Genomic DNA, 21,121 nt, shown 5'->3' with positions numbered 1-21,121 from the left:
GCCCTGCACCCCCGGCCGGCGTAGACGCCGCCGCGCACGCCGCCCAGTGGCCGGCACCGCCCTGCCCCGCTCTCCGTGGAACCGCTCCGCCGGCCGCTGAAACACTGGTCGCACACTGACCCCACCGCCCGTACCTGGGACTGGCGGCACACCGGTCAGATGCCCGCCATCGGTGCCGGGGCGGACAACGGCAGCACCGGATCGGCCGCCTGGATCGTGGCAACGACCTGTGTCAGTTGCGGGTAGCCGCCGCCGGCAGCCCTGATGTGGGTGTCCGCCTCGGCGTGGTTGCCGAGGTGGCACTCGGCGATGGCCCGCAGGAGAAACGCGACACTGCACAGATCCGGCGGGTCGACACCGGCCCGAACGTCGAGAAGCAGCGCTCGCGCCTGCTCCGGCCGCTGGTTGAGCAGGTACGCCAGGCTCATCGCGACACGGGCGGCCAACTCGTGTGGTCGCACCTGAGAGCCGAGCTGTGCCAGTTCCCAGATCTCCACCGCCTCTCGGTGTTGGACAGGCGATCTGGTCACCACCGCGGCGTACAGGTACCGCAACCCGAACTGGACGCTGAGCGCCTGCCCGATCGCGGCGGCCGTCACGGGGTCGGTGCTGTCGGCGTGAGCCAGCGCCGCGAGTCGCTCGGCGTCGGCGACGAAGTCCGTCGCCGACCGCGCTTGTCCCGTGCTCCAGCGGCGTTGAAAGGCGGCGAGCGCGAGCCGCGTGTCGTTACCGTCGCGAACCGGATCTCCGAGGCGGCCGTCGTCCGCCTCCCCATGGCTGATCGTCCGCAGCGTCCGGTCTATCTCCTCCTCGTAGTAGGCCGCCCGCAGCGCCGCGCTGGTGGCGGTCGGTGCCGAGAGCCAGGTGAGCAGGTTGCGGCCGTCGCTGTGGGGTGAGGGAACGAGGTTGACCAGGCCGAGAAGCGCCGCAAGAAATGCTGCGCTGAACAGCGCGAAGCGTGTAAACGGTGTGCTCGTCAACGCCGTCGCGGCAACCAGCGCCGTCGCGGTGCACAGGTTGACCACTGGGCCACTGAGGTAGAACAGCACCATCCGCAGCGGCAACGCAGCCGACGACGGCGCAGGCCGGACCGACACGTGGTTGCGCCACCCGTTGAACGGCGCGATATGGACGGCGACCACCTCCAGGCGCAGCAGCTTCGCCGCGACGAAGTGCCCGCACTCGTGCAGGACGAGGTGCGCCCAGAACGACAGGCAGGTGATGGCCGCGGCGACGATGGCACCCGCCAGGGACTCGGTGACGAGGAGTGCGAACAGCGCCGCTTCCACCAACAGGAGGATGAACGCGGCCACCTGCCGCCGGCGGGTAGAGGTCACCGGGGAGATGGTACGGCCGAACAGGTGACGGTGTGGGTACGTACGATCACCGAGCCCGTGCCCGGAGGTGGTCCGTCCCGGACCGGCCGTCCTACGTGGCCGAACCGGGTCGACCCGCGGCCGTCCGGACCTTGGCGGGCACCCGGGGCGCTGGCTAGGCTTTCGGGGTTTGCCGTGGACAGGTCCGCCGAGGGTGCACGTACGACGAAGAGCCGGAGCGACCGTGTCGCGACAGGACGTGAAGCAGTCTGCGGCGGCGCCCACTGGCGTCGCGCCGGCCCGGCTGAGCCGCGCCGGGCTGGTCGCCGCGGGCTCGGTGGTTCTCCTGGAGGCGTGCTGGCTGGTCGCCGCGCTGCCCGGTGCCGCGCTGGTCAGTGACCTCGGTGGGATGCTGGTGGCCGGCTGGGCGACGCTCGCGTGCATCGGGGTGGCCCGCCGGCATCCGGTGCCGCTGCGCCGGTTCTGGACGCTGCTCGCCCTCACCATGGGGCTCGCCGCCATCGGCCGGGCGATCTGGACGGTGCAGCGGCTCGTCGGCGGCGACCTGCCGCACACGCCGGTGGTCGGGGTGGTCTTCACCGCCGGCATCCTCACCGGCACTGCCGCGCTGCTCAGCTCGCCGTCCGCACCGAGGACCGCGGTCGGGCGGGCCCGTACGTTGCTGGACGGGGTGATCGTCGCCCTGGCCCTGGTGCCGATCGGTTGGGTGCTGGTCTTCCGTGGGATCGCCGCCGCCGAGCTGGCCGACCCGGCGCGCACGCTGGGGCTGCTCTTCCCGATGTTCGACCTGATGCAGCTCACCATCCTGGTCGCGGTCTCCGGGCCGGCCCGGCCGATGTGGCGGCCGATGACCGTCCTGGCGGCGAGCCTCACCCTGCGGGTCGTCGCCGACGTCGTCTACGTGTCGCTGGTCGTCCGCGCCGACTACACCGCCGGTCACCCGATCGACCTGTGCTGGCCGTTGAGCTACCTGCTGATCGGCCTGGCCACCCGGAACCCGCCGCCTCCGGACTGCGACGGCACCGACGACACGGCCGAGTCGCCGCTGCCGCCCTGGTGGCGGGTGGCGCTGCCGTACCTGCCGGTGGGTGGGGCGATCATCGCGGTGGTGCTGGCCCGTCGGCCCACCGGGCAGACCCCGCTGCTGGTGTTCGTGACCATGATGGTGCTGCTGGCCGCCCTCGCCCTTCGGCAGGGGCTGGCCGCCAACGAGAACCTTCGGCTGGTGGCCCGGCTGCGCCTGCTCGCGTACGGCGACCAGCTCACCGGGCTGCCCAACCGGCTGTTGTTCAACCGGCGGCTGCGCCTGGCCCTGCGCGACGGGCGGCCGGTGGCCGTGCTGCTGCTCGACCTGGACGGGTTCAAGCAGGTCAACGACCGGTTCGGGCACGCCACCGGTGACACCCTGCTGACCGGGCTCGCGGCCCGGATGCACACTGCCGTGAACGGCGACGGCACCATCGCCCGGCTCGGCGGTGACGAGTTCGCCGTGCTGGTCGACGGCGACCGGCCGGTGTCACCCGAACGGCTCGCCGAGCGGCTGCTGGACGCGCTGCGGCCCTCCGACGACGAGGAGGACGTCGGGGTGCACCCGTCGGCGAGCATCGGTATCGCCGAGTACGGCCCGCAGCACGCCTCCCACACCGACCTGCTGCGCGACGCCGACATCGCCATGTACGCGGCCAAGGCGGCCGGGAAGTCCGCGTACCGCACGTGCACGGCGGCGTTGCGCGAGTCGGCCGTCTCCCGCGCCGAGTTGATCGCCGACCTGCGGCGGGCGGTCGACGAGGACCAGCTGCACCTGGAGTTCCAACCCATCGTCGACCTGACCACCGGCGCGGTGCGCAGCGCCGAGGCGTTGGTGCGCTGGCGGCACCCCCGGCTGGGGATGTTGCCACCGGCGAAGTTCCTGCCGCTGGCCGAGGAGACCGGGCTGATCCTGCCGATCGACCGGTGGGTGATCCACGAGGCGTGCCGGGCAGCCGCGACCTGGCGGGGCCGGGTACCGGAGGCGACCGTCGCGGTGAATATCGCCGCCGCGCACCTGCGTCGGCCGGACCTGATCGCCACGGTCACCGCGGCGACCAGCGCCGTCGGGCTGGCACCACGGGCGTTGACCCTGGAGTTGACCGAGTCGGCGCTGATCGAGGGCACCGAAGCGGTGTTGGAGCGGCTGCACCAACTCCGGGAGTTGGGTATCCGGATCGCCATCGACGACTTCGGCACCGGCTACTCGTCGCTGAGCTACCTGCACCGCATCCCGGCCACCGAGCTGAAGATCGACAGGTCGTTCGTGGCCCGGCTGGGCACCGACGACCGGGCGTACGCCACGGTGGAGATGGTCACCCGCCTGGCCGGCGCGTTCGACCTGGCGGTGGTCGCCGAGGGGGTGGAGACCGAGCGTCAGCACGAGGCGGTCACCGCGATCGGTTGCCCACGCGGCCAGGGCTATCTGTACGGGCGGCCGGACGCCCCCGCGATGGTGGGCCAGAATCGGAGTTGACTCTCACGTAACGGCAGGCAGGAGCCTGGTTCCCGGAAGGGAGGGGGACCATGGCGTACACGGTGGGTCAGGTGGCGAAGGTGGCCGGCGTGACGGTGCGGACGCTGCACCACTACGACGAGATCGGGTTGCTCTCGCCCAGCGGGCGCACCTCGGCCGGTTACCGCCGCTACGACGACGCGGACCTGCAACGGCTGCAGCTCGTCCTGTACTACCGGGAGCTTGGTTTCCCGCTTGAGGAGATCACCGCGATCATCGACGACCCGGCGGCCGATCCGGCCGCGCACCTGCGCCGGCAGCACGAACTGCTGACGGTACGGCTCAAGCGGTTGCAGGAGATGGTCACGGCGATCGAGTTCGCGATGGAGGCGAGCAAGATGAACATCCAACTCACGCCGGAGGAGCGGTTCGAGGTCTTCGGCGACGTCGACCCGGAGCAGCACGAGGCCGAGGCGGAGCGGCGCTGGGGTGACACCGACGCGTACCGGGAGTCGAACCGCCGGGCCTCCCGCTACGGCAAGGACGACTGGCTGCGGATCAAGGCGGAGAACGAGGACTGGGGTCGGCGGATCGTCGCGCTGATGGCCTCGGGCGCGCCGGCGGACAGTCCGGAGGTGATGGACCTGGCCGAGGAGCACCGGCAGCTCATCAGCCGCTGGTTCTACGAGTGCTCGTACGAGATGCAGACCGGGTTGGCCGACATGTACCTGGCCGACGAGCGGTTCACCGCGTACTACGAGAACATCGCCGCGGGGCTGGCCGCCTATCTGCACGAGGCGATCCACGCCAACGCGATCAGCCGGGCGTGACGAGGTGCGGTCCGGCTAGTCTGGCCGGACCGCACCGCCCCGGGGAGATGACAGTGCAGAAACCGAAGCTGATCGCCGCTGTCGCCGTGCTCGTGGTGGCGGTCGGTGCCGGGGCGTGGGCACTTGTGGCCACCGGGGACGAACCGGACGCGGGTCGCCCGGCGGCGTCGGCGGGCCCGACCGACGGGGTCGGTGTGCTCAAGGCCGCCGCCGGGAAGGTCGACCAGCAGACCTACAAATTGACGTTGAGCAGCGGCGGGACGACGGGCGGGGACGGCACGGTGGTGCTCTGGGACCCGAAGGCGAAGCGTGGTCTGGAAACCACCTCCCTGAAGGTGCCCACCGGCGAGGTGAAGATCGAACGGCTCACCACCGGGCCGGACGTCTACGTGCGGGTCAGCGCCCCGGATCGGCGCGTCCCGGTCTGGGACGGCAAGACCTGGTGGCATGTCGGCGCTCCGGGTTCACCCCCCGCGAAGCAGGGCCTGGACAACACCAAGCTGGCCGACACGCTCAGCACGGCGACCGCCGTCCGGGAGACCGCCACCCGGGAGTACGCGGGCACGCTGGACCTGCGCCAGAGCAGCGCGGTGCTGGGCGAGGGAGTCGGCGGCGTGCTCGGCGACCGGGCCGGGGCGGTGCCGTTCACCGCGGCCGTGGACGAGCAGGGTCGGCTGGTCCGCTACCGCATCGAGTTGGCCAGCGAGCAGTCGGAGGTCGCCCAGCTCGACCTGACGTACTCGGATTTCGGGCTGCCGGTGTCGGCGGACCCGCCGGCGGCCGACCTGGTGGGCGAGGACCCGCCGGCGAACATCCCCGGCGCCTGACGTCGGCTCACTCCTCGACCGCTCCCTCGACCGGGGGGACCAGGAAGTCGTAGACGGTGCGGGCCATCCGCCGGACCGTCTCGTCGCCGGTGGCCATGGGTCCGGCGGTGAGGAACGCGACGGCGGTCTCGGTGCCGGGGATCAGGTAGTAGCCGACGTCGTGTGAGGCGTCCGGCAGGTCCCCGGTCTTGTGGGCCACCGGCACGCCGGGTGGCAACGCCGCCGGGATCTTCGTGTTCAGGGTCTGCTCCCGCATGAACCCGATCATCAGGTCGCGGGAGGCGGGGGTGAGGATCTCGCCGTCCCAGACCGCGCCGAGCAGTGACACCACGTCGTCCGGGCTGGTGTAGTTCTCCTCGCCGCGTTGCGCCGCCGCGCTGTCGAGCATCCGGCGGGCCAGGATGGTGGACCGCTGGTTCATCGAGTCGATCAGCGCGTTGACCGGGGCGAACCCACCCAGGTAGGTGATCAGCACGTTCGCGGCCACGTTGTCGCTGTACTTGATCAGGTACTGGGCGAGCCGGTGCAGTGTGACCACCTGCGGGAACGTCTCGAACTGCAGTTGGCCGGTGCCGCCGACCACGTCCTCCGGGGTGACCAGCACCCCGTCGTCGAGGAAGACCTGTCCACAGTCGACCCGGCGCAGCAGCTCGACGAGGATCCACAGCTTGATGACGCTGGCCGCCTTGGGGCGCAACGATCCGTTGACGGCGATCTGCTGGTCGCCGTAGCGGCCGGACAGGTCGCGGACGGTGACCCCGGCCGGGTTGAGGCTCGCGTCGGCGACCACCCGGGCGAGCTGCCCGCTGAGCGGGAACAGCCGGGCCCCGGCGGCCGGGTCGGTGGGCGGCTGCGGGCTGGTGACCACCACGCCGGTCAGCGTCGTCGGCGGGCGGTGCCGTTGGATCACCTCCAGCGTGCCCTCGCTGCGCCCGACCAGCGGCACCCGGTAGCGGTAGGCGGTGCCTCCGACGACGACCGCGCCGCTGGCCACCCCGGCGGCGACCCGCATGGTCGGGTCGGCGACCCGACCGGTGTCGCCGTCGCAGGCGCGGTAGCGCACGGTGTGCCCGAGCGAGTCCACCGCGAACACCCCGCCGGGAACCGACAGCCAGGACACCTCGCTGGTCGGCGGGCGCTCCGGCGTCGGGTCCACCCCGGGCTCGTGGCTCTGACCGTCGCCGGGCTCGACCCCGTACCCCGGCTCGGTCGTCTGCGCCGGGTCCGCGACGGGCGCGCGGCCCGGGCCGTCCGCGGTGGCCGGCCCGGTCGTCGCGAGCACCGCGAGCGCGACCGCCGTCGTCAGCACTTTCAGGGGTACGCGGGCAGAGTCCCCCAGCAGGGAAGATGAGCGCCTCTTGTCGCTTTTTCTCACGTTTGCACGATATGAAGCGCCGGGGGCTGGTGAGACCGACGGGACCGGCGTCACCCGTCCGGGCGGCTATGTCCCGGCGAGCGTCATGACCCACAGGTATAAATATGACCCACAGGCATCACGCTTCTCAGCCACACACCCCGGAGGACCTTTTGCTGATCATCGCCGGCAGTCTGCAGGTCGAACCGGCCAGCCGCGAGGCCTACCTGGCCGACTGCGAACAGGTCATCGCGCGGGCGCGCGCCACTGCCGGCTGCCTCGACTTCCTGCTGGCGGCCGACCCGCTGGAGCCCGGCCGGATCCACGTCTACGAACGCTGGGAGTCGCCGGAGCAGTTGGCCGCGTTCCGTGGCTCCGGGCCGGACGACGCGCAGGAAGTGGCGATTCTCGACGCTGACGTGCAGCGCTACCTGATCGCCGGCGTCGAAGCGCCCTGACCCCGGCGATCAGGTCACGCCGGTGGTTCGGGGCCGGTGGGCAGGCCGGGTGCCATCCGACGGATCGAGGCGAAGGTGGGCGTGAGGGCCTCGTACAGCTCGGCGAAGAGCGGCAGCAGCGCCGCGTAGGTGGCGGCGGCGGCAGGGTCCGGGCGGACCGTCTCCTCGATGCGCACCAGGTCGGCGGCGACGTCGATGCTGGGGATCAGCCCGAGCGCCTCCATGCCGAGCAACGCCGCCCCGAAGCTGGACCCCTCGTGCGCGGCCGGGAAGCTCACCGGCAGACCGAGGGCATCGGCCAGCATCTGCCGCCACAGGCCGCTGCGGGCGAAGCCGCCACCGGCCCGGACCTCCCGCACCTCGTTGCCCGCCGCGCGCACCGAGCTGAGCACCAGCGCGAGCTGTTGGCAGACGCCCTCCAACGCGGCCCGCACCAGATGCTCGCGGCGGTGTGCGTGGGTCAACCCCACGTACGCGCCACGCGGCAGGGCGCTCCAGTGTGGTGCCCGTTCGCTGTGCAGGTACGGCAGCATGATGAGCCCGCCCGAACCGACCGGCGCGCGGGCCGCCAGGGCGACCAGGTCCTCCTCGGAGTGCTCGCCCAGGTCCGGGGCGAGCGCCGCGCCGGCCCACTTGAGCACGATGCCGCCGTTGTTGATCGCGCCACCGACCGCCCAGCGGTGCTCGGTCAGCGCGTAGCAGAACACCCCGCCGAGCGGGTCCACGCCGGGCCGCTCGACCATCACCCGCATCGCGCCGCTGGTGCCGATCGAGCAGGCCACCATGCCGGGGTGCACAGCGCCCAGGCCCAGGTTCGCCAGCGGTCCGTCGCCCGCGCCGACCACCACCGGGGTGCGCTCCGGCAGGCCGGTCTCAGCGGCGGCCTGCGGGGTGAGGTTGGGCAGCACGGCGGTGGTGGCGACGAGCTGCGGGAGCTGCTCCGGGGTGATGCCGGCGATGGTCAGCGCCTCGCGGTCCCACTCCAACTCGTGGATGTCGAGCAGGCCGGTGGCCGAGGCGATCGAGTGGTCGGTGACCAGCGTGCCGCAGAGCCGCAGCAACACCCAGTCCTTGACGCCCACCCAGTGCGCCACCCGCTCGAAGAGTTTTGGCTCCTGCTCGGCGAACCAGAGCAACTTGGGCAGCGGCGACATCGGGTGCATCGGCGTGCCGGTGCGCCGGTGCAGGGCCAGCCCCGACGGCACCGCCCGCAACCGCTCGGCCTGCCGGGTGGACCGCGAGTCGGCCCAGGTCACCGACGGGGTGAGCGGATTGCCGTCCCGGTCCAACCCGATCAGGCTGTGCATGGCGGAGCCGAACGACAGCCCGGCCACCGGTTGGACCAACTCGGCCACGACGATGCTGATCGACTTGAGCACTGCTTCGAGGATGAGTTGCGGGTCCTGCTCGGCGTAGCCGGGTTGCGGGTTGTCCAGCGGGTAGCCGACCAGGTGGCTGCCGAGCTGCCGCCCGTCGGTGTCGTACGCGACGGCCTTGGTGCTGGTGGTGCCGATGTCGACACCGATCACGACCCCGCGCAGCGTGACTGCCGGCACGACCGCCACCCCCTCGGAGAACATGAACGTCGGCACCAGTATCCCCCTATCGTGCTGGTTGCTCCGCCGATCGGTTAGTTCGCCCGTTTCGGCGTGTCCGGGCGCCGCGCCGGACCTGTTAAACCCCGTGACACCCCCAGATTGGTGGCCAGCGCGGCGAAGGAGTCGGCGTGGCAAAGACTGATTCGACGGGTTCCACATGGCGGTACCGGTGGGCGCACCGGCAGAACGTGCGGCGGGTCAGCACGTACCGCGGCGCTGAGGCGGCGTGGCGGCGACGCGACGACGAGTTACGGCGGCTGCGCGCCCTGGCCACCGACTTCCAAGGCTCGGCGGCGGCCGGCGCTGGACTGGCGTTGGAACTGGCCGCCGACGAGGTGGTGCTCTGGGCACTACCCGCCGCGCAACTGGTCGAGGTGCGGCACACCACAGTGCTACCCGCGCCGGACCTCACTGTCGCCCCGGGAACCGGGCCACTGCGCCCGCGCCGCCCGGACGGCGTACGAGTCACCGACGCCGGCATGGCCGTGATCACCAGTCGTCGACTCGTGCTGCTCGGCGGTCGGGGGCGGCGCGACTGGGCGTACGGCCGGATAACCGGCCTGGCCCACGACCCGGCGGCGCCGGTAACCCTGATCCAGGTGCTGGACCGGCGGCGTACCTCCGGGTTGTTGCTGCCCAACGACGCCGCGCCGGACTTCCGGTTCAAGCTCACGCTGGCCTTCGCCGACGCGATCGAACAGCGCGCCGCGGTGATCGCCCAACTAGACGAGCTGATCGCCGAGCACGCCCAGCTCAAGCCGTTCCGGCCGGCCGCGGCCACCCCCGGGCAGGCCCGACTGTCGTCGTTCGTGCCCGGTGGCCGCAGGACCATCGCGGTGGCGGCGGCCATCGCGCTGCTGGTGCCGGCGGCGCTGATGGAGTCGGACCCGTCCGACCCGACCGGTGGCGCGGAGGTCGCCGCCGCAGCCACCCCGGCGCCCACCACCAGCGTGGCACCGGCGCTGGTCCGCCCGGCCGGCCCGGCGCTCGCGCTGAAGAACCCGCCGCCGAAGCCGACAAAGTCACCACGCCCCTCACCCAGCGCGACGCAGGGCCCGCGCTGCGGGGCACCGGAGAACCCGCTGGGGTACGGCTTCTGTGGCGGTACGCGGATCCGCAAGCCGGCCGTCGAGGTGTGCGACTGGTTCGACTGCGTACCGCAGTTCTGGGCCGGACGCGGTTACCTCGTGCAGTGCCGCGACGGTTCGGTCAGCCTGGCCGGCGGCCGGTCCAAGGCCTGCGCGGAGCACCGGGGCGTGCGACGAACCATCACGAAGTGACCGATTCGGGGCCTTAAGTCCGCTTCGCTCGGCCAGAATGATCGAGTGGAGATCCGGTCTGACGATGGCGCTCGGGTGCGGGTCCGCCCCGTCGGCTACCAGCCCGGCATCGACCCGCCCGACGACCTCGACGGGGCCACGCCCGGCTGGCACGACTGGCTGCTCATCGAGGTGGACGCCCGCACCGCCGACGGTCAGACCTGGTCGCACCACTACCCGAGCCTCATGGTGGAGGAGGCCCGCGCGCTCGGCGGCTGGCTGCACGGGCAGGCCACCGCCGCCCTCGGGCTGAGCGCACCACCGGCGACGGTGCGGTTCACCGAACCCAACCTGGCCCTGCGCAGCCGGGTGCTTCGCCGCCGCCGGCTGGAGCTGATCGTGGAGTTCTCCGCGGAGTCACTGCCACCGTGGATGCGCCGCCCGTCCAGCACGATCTACCCGCTGATCCTCACCGTCTCCGCGGACGCCCTGGCCACCGCCGCCGAGCACTGGGCCGAGCACTGCGAGGCGTACCCGCCGCGTACCCAGTCGCGGTTCCCGACCCACGGCCCGCAGCCGTACCGGCGGCGAGCCGGCTGACCGCCATCCGGTACGGTGATCGTCGTCAGCCACGAGAGGAGGTGAGCCCGGTGACCATCCACCGTCATTCCTGGGCGCTCCTCTCCGCCGTCCCCCTCAGCTGACCTCTCGCGTCGGGGAGCGCCCTCCTTTTCCGGAGGACCAATGTCTGTCTCTGCGTTCCGCATCGACGTCTCCGATGCGGTTCTTGACGACCTACGGGCTCGACTGGCCCGTACCCGCTTCACCGACCGCAGCGGCACCCAACCGTGGCAGGGCGGCGTCGATCCCGACTACCTGCGGGACCTGGTGTCCTACTGGCACGACGGCTTCGACTGGCGGGCTCGTGAAGCCGGGCTCAACGCGTACCCCCAGCACCTGGCCCTCGTCGGCGGCCGGAAGCTGCACTTCCTGCACGTCCGGGCCGCGCGCCCGGCCGGCGAGCCCGCGCCGTTGCCGTTGATCCTCAGCCACGGCTGGCCCAGCAGCTTCGTCGAGATGCTGCCGCTGGTCGACCGACTGACCGACCCCGACCGGCCCGGCGGCGCGTTCGACGTGGTGGTGCCCTCACTGCCCGGCTTCGGCTTCTCGGAGGCGCCGAACGAGCCGGTGACCCGGGCGCTGCTGGCTCGGACCCTGCACGAGCTGATGACCGACGTGCTCGGTTACCAGCGCTACGGTGCCTTCGGCGGCGACGTCGGTGGAGTGGTCACCGGCTGGCTCGGTGCCCTGTACCCGGAGCAGGTGGCCGGCATCCACATGATCCATCCACCGTTCCCGGCCAGCTTCGACGCCCGTCCGTTGTCGCCGGCCGAGCAGGCGTTCCTGGACGCCGACGCCGCGTACGACGAGACCGACGGCGGCTACAGCGCCATCATGGGCACCCGCCCGGACACCCTGGCGGCGGCGCTGGCCGACTCACCCGCCGGGTTGGCCGCCTGGCTCGTCGACAAGTACCGCGACTGGAGCGACAACCACGGCGACCTGGCGAACAGCATCGACCGGGACACCCTGCTCACCATCATCACGCTGTACTGGGTGTCGGGCACCATCGGCTCGTCGTTCCGGCAGTACGCCGACTTCGACCACAACACACCACGACCCGACATCACCGTGCCCGCCGCGTTCACGGTGAGCACCGAACCCTCGCAGGCAAACTTCCCCCGCTCGATCGCGGAGCGGGCCTGCACCGACATTCGGCACTGGAGTGAGCCGGGCCGGGGCGGGCACTTCATGCCGTTGGAGGAGCCAGATCTGCTCGCCGGTGAGCTGAGGGAGTTCTTCACCTCGCTGCGCCCGTAGTCGGGGCCCTGCTCGCTGAACACCACCCGGAGTGGCCGGCGGCTGTCGCGGTTGTCACCGCAGCAGCCGCCGGCACCCGGGCTACGCGCCGAGCGACGCCTTGGCGGCGTCGATGGCGTCGGACAACTCCTCGGAGTGTTCGAAGCCGTCCTCGACGGCAGCCATGTCGACCCCGCACTCGCGCTGCCGCGCCCGCAGCAGCGTCTCCTGGACCGGACTCACCGGGAAGGCCAGCGGGTCGAGCCCGGGAGCCCTGGCCAGGTCGTCAACCAGGAGCCACTTGCTCTGCTCGTCGTAGACGACCACACCCTCGGCGATTCCCCTGGTCCACTGGCCGAACAGCGTGGCCAGGCTGGTGGCGGCACGGACCGACTCCCAGGAGTCTTCTGAGACCGGGTAGCGCCAGATCTCACCCTCGTGCTCGCCCGCGAGGACGAACGTGTAGAGGACGGCATCGAAGTGGAACAGGGGCATTTGCTGCCGCCACGGGAACGGCGTGCCGATCGACAACCCCAGATAGTCCAGCGCGTCCCTGCCCTCCGGCCATGGCATCCGCCATCCGACGTTGGGCAGCAGTTGCCGGTCGGGCCAGCGCTGCGACTGCAACCAGGTCAGCTGCTCCGCGACGTGATCCACCCCGAAGATCCGGTGGACCACGTCCGGCGGCTGCCCGGCCGGCGACTCGCCCTGGTCGGGCCAGTCGAGGCCGGCAGCCGTCGCCGCGACGCGGTACTCCCGCACCGCGTCGCGTAGCACGCGCATGTCATCGAGCATCAGGAAGCTCCTCGGCTACGGGGCCTTGGGGGTCATGCAGAGGCTAGCCCCGCCGCCGCTGACCTTGAAGGCGAAGCTCGGGCCGCCGGCCTCGACCCACGGCTTCACCGGCAACACGACGAACCTGGTTTCGTTGGTCACCTTGCACTTGCCGTAGAACGAGTTGATGTCTCTGGCCTGTGGCAGCGACTCCGTCGTCGGCACCAGCTTGAGGTCGGCGACCTGGCCGGTCAGGTCGACCGCCTGGTCCGTCGACCAGAACGGGAATTCGTCGCAGGTCTGCCCGGGCACCCGCACGTCGCATGCGTTCGGTTTGAACTGCGCGGTGTTGAACCAACCGCGCGAATAGCCCCTGGACGTCGCGGCCTGGCCGTTCACGCTGCGCGCCGGGTAGAACCACACCGCCCGGGTCGGCGGCTGTGGGAACCCGCCGTCACCCATCGCGGCCACGATGTGCTTGCCGGTCTGGGTCATGTCGTCGCCCCGGTAGTTCTTGGCGCCGGGGACGTAGACGATGACGTTGTCGTCACACCCGGCCTTACCCTGGGTGCCGCGCTGGGCCGTGCACGCCGCGTCGATGATCCGCTTGAGACGCGAATCCTCCGTGGAGTCCCACGCGAAGGGGAGATTGCGCTGACCGGCCACCAACTTCGTGGTCTTGATGACCTCGGCGTAGACCTTGAGGCTGTTGTACCACTCGCCCTCATCCAGGCCCCAGTTGTCGAACGTGTCGAAGTCGACGTCGTGCTCGATCGGGTACTCGATGATGCCGTTCACACCGATCGTGCCGGGGAACAGGATGGCGAGCAGGACGCCCAGCACGACACCGATGCCGATGCCGGCGGCACCGACGACGATCCACGAGGTGCCGGCGGCGGCGACCTGGGCGGCCGCGACGACCTCGACCGTCTCCGCGATGGGAGCCAGCAGCGTCGCGCAGGCTCCGCTCGCACACCAGGCAATCGGCGCCACCGGGCCCGGCACCAGCAGGCGGGCCTGCGTGACGTCCACCGAGGAGATCACCGGGCCGCGGCCGGACGGGGCCACCGCGAAGAGCATGTCGGTGATGTTGTCCGCGCAGTCGAGCAGTTTCTCGCCCGACGGCGGCAGGAAGGCGTCGAGGCAGCTGCTGTTCGCCGCCCGGTAGCAGCCGAGGAAGACCTCCGTGCTGCCGGCGGGCACCGGCACCGTGGAGCGTGAGCTGGCCGCGATGTAGAAGTCGCCACCGGCGCCGGCGCACTGTGACGTCTCACTGGCGGTCGTCTGCGTGGTCGCCGGCGACACCTCATCCACGTGGACCATCGTGGTGAAGTCACCGGAGAGCTCCCGCGCCACCGTGCCGTCGGCGCGCAGCGCCTCGACCCGGAACTCGTACGGGGTGTACTCCTCAAGCGGTTCGATGGGGAACGTGATGACGCTGTCCGCCGTGCACGGGTTGGCCGCGTTGCCGTTGCCGTCCACGCAGAGCTGCGCCAGCGTGAACTGGTCGTAGATCTGGCCGTCCAGGTAGACGCGGTAGCTCGCCTCGTTGGCGGGCTCGGGGTGCCAGCTGGCCGTGGCGCCCCCCTCATCCGGATCCAGGGTCAGACCGGCGTCGACGTCCGGCGGCGGCGGCAACGCGTCCGTCGTGAAGGACGTCGTGGCGGGCGCAGCCGACCGGTTGCCGGCCAGGTCGATGGCGACCACGGAGACGGTGTGGTTGCTGGACGGCGCCAGGCCCGTGATCGAGTACGAGCGGGTGCCGACAGTGGTCCGTTGCGCCGCGCCGCCGTCGACCTTGACCTCGTATCCGGCCAGGCCGTAGTTGTCGGTCGCCGCGCCCCAGCTCACCCTGGCGCTGGTCGCCGTGATCGTGCCGACCGCCAGGTTGGGGACGTTGCTCGGCGGGATCAGGTCCTTCACGGTGATGCCGCGCAGAATCTTCGCGTACCGGCCGGGCTCACGCTCGGCGCGGGAGCAGACCTGGACCGGGCCCAGGTGCGGCGGGCGCATGCTGGTGGTCCAGGAGGCGGACCAGTTCGTGACGCCGGGCGGCGGCGGCCCGAAGGTGAAGCTCGACGAGGTCGTCTTCTCGATCGAGACGTCCACCATCGTGGCCTGCTTGTGCAGGTAGCCGTTGATGGCGATCTTGCCGTTCGCGTCGACCGCGACCTCCGACCCGGCAGTCGGTCCTTCGAGCCGGATGGAGGCGTGGTTGACGTCCTCCGGTACGGACGGGTCGGCGCAGGCCGGAAGCTGCTCCTCGGGCACCGCCTGGGTGACCGCCGCCGCCTGGGCTGGCGGCACGCTGATCAGGGTGACTGGCAGGACGAGCGCGACGGCGAGTGCCGTCGCGCGGAGTGATTTGCTGAAATATCGAGTACGTCGGTGGTCGGCCATGCGGCTCCGCTCCCCGTAGTTGATCAACGACGGAGCACAGCCTTCCACGCGGGTCTATATTTAGTCGAGCCAATATTCGTTGTCCGGTGGGCATGCCCGCAGCGCGGCCACGGCCTGGGCGTTCGTCAATACTCTCCTTTCGGGCGCAACGGGATGCATCGATCTCGCCCGCGTTGCCTGTCACGTACGTGAGCGGTTGTACCGCGTGTGACCGTGACTTCACTGGCATCTTCCCCTTGGCGGATCGCCTGGGCCGAGCGCGAGAACGAGCGGCGGCAGCGCGCGTACCGCGACGCCAGCGACGCCTGGCAGCACCGCGACGACCACCTGGCCAGGCTCCGCATCGAAGCCGCCAGCTTCCTCGGGTGTACGCAGCCCCGGGCCGGCCTACCGGTGGAGCTCGACGGCGACGAACTCGTCTTCCGCGTCCTCCCCGTCGCCGAGCTGGTCGAGGCGGAGGCACGACACATCCCCGGCCTGCCCAGGCCGGACGGCTTCTGTTCCTTCGCCGAGGCTTCTTCCGACGCCGTGCCGGCGGGCCTGCGTGTCGTCGACTCCGGCATGGCCGTGGTGACCAGCCGACGGGTTGTCTTCGGCGGCCGTGAGCACCGCCGCGAGTGGCGGTACGCGGACCTGGTCGGCCTCGCCCACCACCCCGACGTACCGGTCACCCTGCTGCCCGACCGCGGTCGACTGCAAGGGCTGCTGGTTCCGGCCAACGCCGTGGTGAACTTCCGCTTCTATCTCACCCTCGCGGCTGCCGACGATCGCCGCGCCGTCATCGCGCAGGTCGACGCTCTGCTGACCGCGCACCGGGCCGCCCCGACTGCGCCCCCTTCATTGGTGGACCCCGACGACGCACCGCTGACGGCGGTACGCCCCGACCGGCGGGCGCTCGGCGCTGCCGCCGTCGCGGCCGTGGTGTTCGTGACGCTCGGCCCGGGCGCTCTGGGTCCCGGCGCGTGGGGTCCTCGGGGGCCGGTGCCCTCGGCGGAGATCGTCGCCCTGGACGCCTCTCGGGCCGGGGTGGTCCTCGTTCCGATCGGTCCCGTCGGGCCAGCGGCACCCAGGTCGCGGATCGGATCGGCCGACGGTGCCGTGTGGAGCCCGCCGAATGTCCCGACCGTCCGGCCGTCGGCTGTCTCTACGGCGGCGGAACCTGCTGTCGTGGTGGCCTTGCCGCCGGCTGCTTCGCCGCCCGCCCCTCCCGCACCGTCCGCCAGTTCGGTGCCGAAGCCTGGTCCGGTCCCCACCACGGACCCGCCCGCGTCGGCCCTGCCGACGCCGCCCGTCGCGTCGGCCTCGCCGACGCCGACGCCGACCCCGGCTGTTACAGCGACGCCTTCGCCGGGTCCCGAGCTGCTGGCGGTCTGCCTGGACCCTCTTCAACTGCCGCTGCTGGACCCGCCGCTCTGCCCGTCGCCGACGCCCTGATCAGGGTCTTATCTCCTGCGCGGCTCAGTTTGTTGCGCCTCAGTTCATGGCGCTGAAGTCGGGGACAGTGAGGGTGCCGTCCTCCGCGAGGGTGAAGCCCGGGTTCCAGGCGATCTCCCAGAGGTGACCGTCCGGGTCGGCGAAGTAGCCGGCGTAGCCGCCGTAGAAGGTCTCCTCGGCCGGCTTGGTCACTGTCGCGCCGGCCTTGGTCGCCGCGGCGACCACCTCGTCGACCTCGGCGCGGGAGCGGACGTTCTGGGCGAGGGTCATCCCACCGAAGCCGGCGCTTCCCGCATCGTCGATGCCGGCGTCGGCGGCGAGCTTGTCGCGGCCCCAGAGGACGAGGGCCAAGCCGCCGGCCTGGATGAAGACCGTCTCCTCGACCTCCTGACCCTGCCAGCCGAGCTGCTCGTAGAAGGCCTTCGCGCGGGCTACGTCGTTGACGCCGAGGGTGATCAGGCTGATCCGCTGCTCCATGCGTTCAACCTAACGTGTCTGACCTCGCCCGCAGCTCGACCGCATAGCATCGATGCTATGGCAGTAAAGGATGAACGATGAGTGATCGCCTGGACTGGAATGACCTGCGTGAGCGCCGGATGACGGAGCCGGGGGCGGCCGAGACCTACGAAGCCACTCGGATCGCCTTCGAGCTTGGGCAGGAGGTGCGCCACCTGCGCGAAGGGCACGGTTGGAGTCAGAGCCAGTTGGCCCGGGCCGCCGGCATGACTCAGTCCGCGGTGGCTCGCTTCGAAGCAGGCGGAACAGTGCCGACTCTGCCGGTCCTGGAACGCCTAGCCCGGGCCTTGGACAGGCGACTGGACGTCAGGTTCACGCCGAACGCGGACGCAGCCTGACTGCCTCCGACGCCCATCGCGATCAGCGGCAGACGTCTTCACGTAACGGCAGCCGGCGGTCGTTGATCTAGGATTTCAGGTCATGCGGGAGTCCTTCACGGTTGGCGGTCGGAGGCTCTCGTATCTGGACTTTGGCGGTCCGGGTAACCCGCTCCTGGCTCTGCACGGGCACTACAACGAAGCGTCGGCTTTCGCGCCGCTGGCTGAGGCGTTGGCGCCGCAATGGCGGGTGATCGCGCTCGACCAGCGTGGGCATGGAGAGTCCGACCGTGCCGAATGCTACGAACGAGACGGGTACGTTGCCGACGTCGCCGCGCTCCACCAGCATCTGAAGGTCGGCCCCGCCGTGGTGCTGGGTCACTCACTCGGCGGGGTGAACGCCTATCAGTACGCCAGTCGGCACGCCGATCGGGTCACCGCGCTGATCGTCGAGGACATCGGCGCGGTCGTGGACTGCGACTGGTCCTTCACCACCAGCCTCCCTCGCCGTGCGCCATCCCGCGATGCGTTGGCCTCGGCCCTGGGCGGGGCGGCTCCCTATCTGGAGTGCTCCTTCCGTCAGTCGAAGGACGGCTGGGGCTTCTCGTTCGAGATTGATGACACGGTGGCGTCCCAGAAAGCGCTCAACGGTGACCACTGGACGGATTGGGTAGCGGTGACCTGCCCCACCCTTCTGATCCGCGGAACACGCAGTGACGAGCTGGCCGCCGATCACGCTCGCGAGATGATCGCCCGTCGCCCCGGCCAGGCTCGGCTCGTCGAGCTGCCAGCAGGTCACGTCGTGCATCATGATGCTCAAGCGCAGTTCGCCGCGACGGTCAGTACCTTCCTGTCCAAGCTCGATTGAGTCAGGGAAGTCTCAGCCCTGCCTCGTGAGCTGCGAGACGGTCGAGGCCTTCGAGGAGCATTAAGCGGCGATCGTTCGGGCGGTGGCGTACACGTCGGCGGGTAGGGCGTGGTGGAGCTGCCACAGGACGCGCATGGGCCGGTCGCCAGTGTGCGAGTTGTACGTCATGGTGCCGGCGTAGAGGTACGGCGGCGCGCCCAGGTCGCGGTCGGCGATGCGGGTTTCCCGAACGAAGAGGTGCACGGTCGAGCCGCCCGACGTGTAGCGCTGCCCGGTCGACGACGCCGCCGAGGTGGTGCTCTGCGACTCCCACTGGAACAGGGTGTCGGTGATGGCCCGGTCGGCGTACATGGTGGTGGGGGAGTAGTGGGCTTCTGACTTGACCAGGGTGACGAAGAACAGGTCGGCCTGGGAGTCGGGCAGCCACTTCACCCCCTCACGCAGTGACCCAGGGTTGGTCATCCCGAAGGCGGCGCAGGCCTCGTTGCGGCTGTAGCGGGCGTGCACCCGCAGCGGCACTGCACCGGGCGCGGCGGTCGGCGTGACCCGGTGGATGCGGTCCCTTAACACCTCGGCGACCTGCCGCAACTCGGCACAGCGGGCTGGTTCCCTCCACAGTCGTGCCAGCCGTTCGTCGCGCGTGGCGAGGGGTGCGCTCGGCCCCCAGAGGCTGAAGTGCAGCATGTCGAGCAGGCGGCTGCTGCCCGCGTACACCTGCTGGCCTGGCGCGGGCGGTCCGGCCGCGACCCTCGCGAGCAGCTCTAGCCGGTCGATGTCGTCGGTGTGCAGCATGCGACCGATGGCCCGGCCCAGCTCGCGGTCGTCGGGGCCGGGTGTGGACGTCTCGATGCCGGCGAGCCGGCGCAGTCCGGTCCAGCCGCCGATGCTGGCCGACCGGTACACGTCCTCGATCTCCAGGTCGGTCTCGCGCAGGAACGTCGCCAGGGTGACGTCGCCGAGTTGCCGCAGCTCAGAAACGAGGCCGGCCTTCGAGGTCGGCAGGGCGCTCTTCAAGTTGGCGAGGACGAGCTCCTTCGCCACCCGGTCCAGCTCGATGTGGCAGCCGCTGGGCAGGCTCGGGAAGTCATCGCGCACGGCCTCGGTAATCGCCCGTCGGCTCACCCCGGTCAGGGCCCGCCACCGCAGGTCGAAGCGGAAGTTGGCGTTCTGCCCGCCGATGAAGTCGAGCACCGTGAGGCAGGGCTTGTCGTCGTCGAGGCGCAGGCCACGGCCGAGTTGTTGCAGGAAGATCGTGGCGCTCTCGGTGGGCCGCAGCATCAGGATCGTGTCGACCATCGGCAGGTCGACGCCCTCGTTGAACAGGTCCACAGTGAAGAGCACCCGCAGCTTGCCGGCCTTGAAGTCCCGCAACAGCCCTGCGCGATCGGTGCCGGCCTTCGAGGTCACCGCCGCCGCCTCGACACCGTGCTTTCTGAACCAGGCGGCCATGAACTCGGCGTGCCCGATGCTCACGCAGAACCCGAGCGCGCGCATCCGCCCGACGTCCACCTTCTCGCGGACCGCCCGCAGCACTGTCCGCGCCCGCGCATCGTTGCCGGTATAGATGGTGCTTAGCTGCGACGGGTCGTAGCCCTGGCCGCGCTTCCAGGTGACGTGCGACAGGTCAACGTCGTCGTGCAGCCCGAAATACTGGAACGGCGCCAACAACTGCCGCTCCAACGCGTCCCACAGGTGCAGCTCAACGGCCGCGCGCCCGTCGAACCACCGGCGCACGTCGCCGCCGTCGGTCCGGTCGGGGGTCGCCGTGAGGCCCAGGAGTACGCGGGGACGCAGTCGCTCCAACAGCCGCGTGTACGTCGGCGCTTCCGCGTGGTGGAACTCGTCGACGATCACCATGTCGTACGCCTCGGGGTCGACCTCGCGGCGGTGTAGCGACTGGATGGAGGCGAAGACGTGCTTCCAACCGTTGGGCTTCTCGCCCGCGACCAGCGTCTCGCCGAAGCTGCCATCTCCCATGACCTGCCGGAACGTCGACAGGCTCTGCCGCAGGATCTGCTCCTGATGAGCGACGAAGAGCAGCGAGTCTGCCCGGCCCGCCTTGTGTAGCCGGCGGTAGTCGAGGGCGGCCACCACCGTCTTGCCGGTACCGGTCGCCATCACCACCAGGTTGCGCCAGCGCCCGTGCACCAGCCGCTCGGCGTCCAGGTCGGCAAGGATCTCCGCCTGGTACGGGTACGGACGTACGTCCAGGTTCGAGATCGCTGTCGGTGCTTCGTCGCGGCGTTCTCCGGTGAGTGCCTGCCGCAGGCGTTCGGCGTCCCTGGCCGCGTCGTACGCCTCGAAAGCCGGATCGTTCCAGTAGTCCTCGAACGTCGCCGTGAACGTGTCGATAACGTGCGGCTGCTCGATGTTCGAGATGCGTACGTTCCACTCGACGCCGTCCACCAGCGCGGTCTTCGACAGGTTCGACGAGCCGACGTACGCGGTGGTGGTGCCGTTGGTGCGGCGGAACAGCCACGCCTTGGCGTGCAGGCGGGTGGTCCGCGTCTCGTACGACACCTTGACCTCGGCCCCCAGCTCAGCGAGCCGGTCTAGCGCCCGTTGGTCGGTTGCACCGAGATAGGTCGTGGTGATGACGCGGACCTTGCCGCCTCGGGCAATCAGCTCGCGGAGGGCTGGCTCGACGATGCGCAGTCCGTACCACTTGATGAACGCGCAGAGCAGGTCGACGCTCTCGGCGGAGGCCATCTCGTGGTTGACCTCGTGGCCGATACGGGGCTGGTGGCGGCCGTTGACGAGTAGCGCGCCGGTGGAGAGGGGGGTCGTGGGGCGCTACTCGTCAACGG

General features: G+C 70.7%; 16 protein-coding genes and 1 pseudogene. 10 read left to right on the top strand and 7 right to left on the bottom strand.

Annotated elements, in window-relative coordinates:
* Positions 1–155 precede the first annotated feature (155 nt).
* Positions 156–1,337 carry a zinc metalloprotease gene (locus DLJ58_RS24080; RefSeq protein ID WP_244219105.1) on the bottom strand — a complete coding sequence of 394 codons (1,182 nt, stop codon included), beginning with the start codon at positions 1,335–1,337 and terminating at the stop codon, positions 156–158.
* Between the two features lie 223 nt (positions 1,338–1,560).
* Here DLJ58_RS24080 and DLJ58_RS24075 point away from each other — a divergent pair, with 223 nt between their 5' ends.
* The 3 genes from DLJ58_RS24075 to DLJ58_RS24065 are packed head-to-tail and all read left to right on the top strand — an operon-like array spanning position 1,561 to position 5,476.
* Complete coding sequence (locus DLJ58_RS24075; RefSeq protein ID WP_208741301.1) at positions 1,561–3,840, top strand: putative bifunctional diguanylate cyclase/phosphodiesterase; 2,280 nt, start codon at positions 1,561–1,563, stop codon at positions 3,838–3,840.
* A gap of 50 nt (positions 3,841–3,890) precedes the next feature.
* The gene (locus DLJ58_RS24070) at positions 3,891–4,649 is read left to right on the top strand and encodes a MerR family transcriptional regulator (protein ID WP_124859538.1); all 759 of its coding nucleotides are present in this window, start codon (positions 3,891–3,893) and stop codon (positions 4,647–4,649) included.
* Positions 4,650–4,702: 53 nt separating this feature from the next.
* Entirely contained in the window at positions 4,703–5,476 is a 774-nt protein-coding gene (locus DLJ58_RS24065) for a hypothetical protein (protein ID WP_124859536.1), read from the top strand.
* Positions 5,477–5,483: 7 nt separating this feature from the next.
* On the opposite strand, the gene DLJ58_RS24060 is transcribed toward DLJ58_RS24065, so the two are convergent.
* The gene (locus DLJ58_RS24060; RefSeq protein ID WP_124859534.1) at positions 5,484–6,785 is read right to left on the bottom strand and encodes a serine hydrolase; all 1,302 of its coding nucleotides are present in this window, start codon (positions 6,783–6,785) and stop codon (positions 5,484–5,486) included.
* A 218-nt stretch (positions 6,786–7,003) separates the two neighbouring features.
* Between DLJ58_RS24060 and DLJ58_RS24055 the strand changes: the two genes are divergently transcribed.
* A complete protein-coding gene (locus DLJ58_RS24055; protein WP_124859532.1) occupies positions 7,004–7,288 on the top strand; it encodes a putative quinol monooxygenase in 285 nt (94 codons plus the stop codon).
* A 14-nt stretch (positions 7,289–7,302) separates the two neighbouring features.
* Here the strand turns inward: DLJ58_RS24055 and DLJ58_RS24050 are convergent, their stop codons facing one another.
* Complete coding sequence (locus DLJ58_RS24050; protein WP_244219104.1) at positions 7,303–8,880, bottom strand: gluconokinase; 1,578 nt, start codon at positions 8,878–8,880, stop codon at positions 7,303–7,305.
* A gap of 134 nt (positions 8,881–9,014) precedes the next feature.
* On the opposite strand from DLJ58_RS24050, the gene DLJ58_RS24045 reads away from it, so the two are divergent.
* The 3 genes from DLJ58_RS24045 to DLJ58_RS24035 all read left to right on the top strand — a co-directional run bounded on the left by DLJ58_RS24045 (position 9,015) and on the right by DLJ58_RS24035 (position 12,026).
* Positions 9,015–10,166 carry a hypothetical protein gene (locus tag DLJ58_RS24045; RefSeq protein WP_124859530.1) on the top strand — a complete coding sequence of 384 codons (1,152 nt, stop codon included), beginning with the start codon at positions 9,015–9,017 and terminating at the stop codon, positions 10,164–10,166.
* A gap of 45 nt (positions 10,167–10,211) precedes the next feature.
* Positions 10,212–10,745, top strand: a complete 534-nt coding sequence (locus DLJ58_RS24040; protein ID WP_124859528.1) for a WapI family immunity protein — start codon at positions 10,212–10,214, stop codon at positions 10,743–10,745.
* A 144-nt stretch (positions 10,746–10,889) separates the two neighbouring features.
* Positions 10,890–12,026: an epoxide hydrolase family protein gene (locus tag DLJ58_RS24035; protein ID WP_124859526.1), complete on the top strand. Its 1,137-nt coding sequence runs from the start codon at positions 10,890–10,892 to the stop codon at positions 12,024–12,026.
* 81 nt (positions 12,027–12,107) lie between these two features.
* Here the strand turns inward: DLJ58_RS24035 and DLJ58_RS24030 are convergent, their stop codons facing one another.
* Positions 12,108–12,800, bottom strand: a complete 693-nt coding sequence (locus tag DLJ58_RS24030; protein WP_124859524.1) for a hypothetical protein — start codon at positions 12,798–12,800, stop codon at positions 12,108–12,110.
* Positions 12,801–12,815: 15 nt separating this feature from the next.
* Positions 12,816–15,179: a fibronectin type III domain-containing protein gene (locus DLJ58_RS24025; protein ID WP_124859522.1), complete on the bottom strand. Its 2,364-nt coding sequence runs from the start codon at positions 15,177–15,179 to the stop codon at positions 12,816–12,818.
* Between the two features lie 213 nt (positions 15,180–15,392).
* On the opposite strand from DLJ58_RS24025, the gene DLJ58_RS24020 reads away from it, so the two are divergent.
* Entirely contained in the window at positions 15,393–16,613 is a 1,221-nt protein-coding gene (locus DLJ58_RS24020) for a hypothetical protein (protein WP_124859520.1), read from the top strand.
* A 39-nt stretch (positions 16,614–16,652) separates the two neighbouring features.
* Here the strand turns inward: DLJ58_RS24020 and DLJ58_RS24015 are convergent, their stop codons facing one another.
* A complete protein-coding gene (locus DLJ58_RS24015) occupies positions 16,653–17,090 on the bottom strand; it encodes a VOC family protein (RefSeq protein WP_124859518.1) in 438 nt (145 codons plus the stop codon).
* A 77-nt stretch (positions 17,091–17,167) separates the two neighbouring features.
* Between DLJ58_RS24015 and DLJ58_RS24010 the strand changes: the two genes are divergently transcribed.
* The gene (locus DLJ58_RS24010; protein ID WP_091393770.1) at positions 17,168–17,467 is read left to right on the top strand and encodes a helix-turn-helix domain-containing protein; all 300 of its coding nucleotides are present in this window, start codon (positions 17,168–17,170) and stop codon (positions 17,465–17,467) included.
* An 82-nt stretch (positions 17,468–17,549) separates the two neighbouring features.
* Entirely contained in the window at positions 17,550–18,314 is a 765-nt protein-coding gene (locus DLJ58_RS24005; RefSeq protein WP_124859516.1) for an alpha/beta fold hydrolase, read from the top strand.
* Positions 18,315–18,374: 60 nt separating this feature from the next.
* Here the strand turns inward: DLJ58_RS24005 and DLJ58_RS24000 are convergent.
* Positions 18,375–21,107 (bottom strand): annotated as a pseudogene (locus DLJ58_RS24000) (DUF3427 domain-containing protein); the annotation flags it as partial.
* Positions 21,108–21,121 lie beyond the last annotated feature (14 nt).

This window comes from Micromonospora arida (assembly GCF_003857035.1).
GTDB classification, from domain to species: Bacteria; Actinomycetota; Actinomycetes; order Mycobacteriales; family Micromonosporaceae; genus Micromonospora; species Micromonospora arida.
The sequence above is the reverse complement of the archived record's forward strand: the minus strand, read 5'-3'. Positions and strand labels throughout refer to the sequence as shown.

Excerpts from the sequence above, each read along its gene's own strand:
- DLJ58_RS24070 (WP_124859538.1), top strand. The coding sequence starts at position 3,891 with ATGGCGTACACGGTGGGTCAGGTGGCGAAGGTGGCCGGCGTGACGGTG.
- DLJ58_RS24035 (WP_124859526.1), top strand. The coding sequence starts at position 10,890 with ATGTCTGTCTCTGCGTTCCGCATCGACGTCTCCGATGCGGTTCTTGAC.
- DLJ58_RS24030 (WP_124859524.1), bottom strand. The coding sequence starts at position 12,800 with ATGCTCGATGACATGCGCGTGCTACGCGACGCGGTGCGGGAGTACCGC.
- DLJ58_RS24025 (WP_124859522.1), bottom strand. The coding sequence starts at position 15,179 with ATGGCCGACCACCGACGTACTCGATATTTCAGCAAATCACTCCGCGCG.
- DLJ58_RS24015 (WP_124859518.1), bottom strand. The coding sequence starts at position 17,090 with ATGGAGCAGCGGATCAGCCTGATCACCCTCGGCGTCAACGACGTAGCC.
- DLJ58_RS24010 (WP_091393770.1), top strand. The coding sequence starts at position 17,168 with ATGAGTGATCGCCTGGACTGGAATGACCTGCGTGAGCGCCGGATGACG.
- DLJ58_RS24005 (WP_124859516.1), top strand. The coding sequence starts at position 17,550 with ATGCGGGAGTCCTTCACGGTTGGCGGTCGGAGGCTCTCGTATCTGGAC.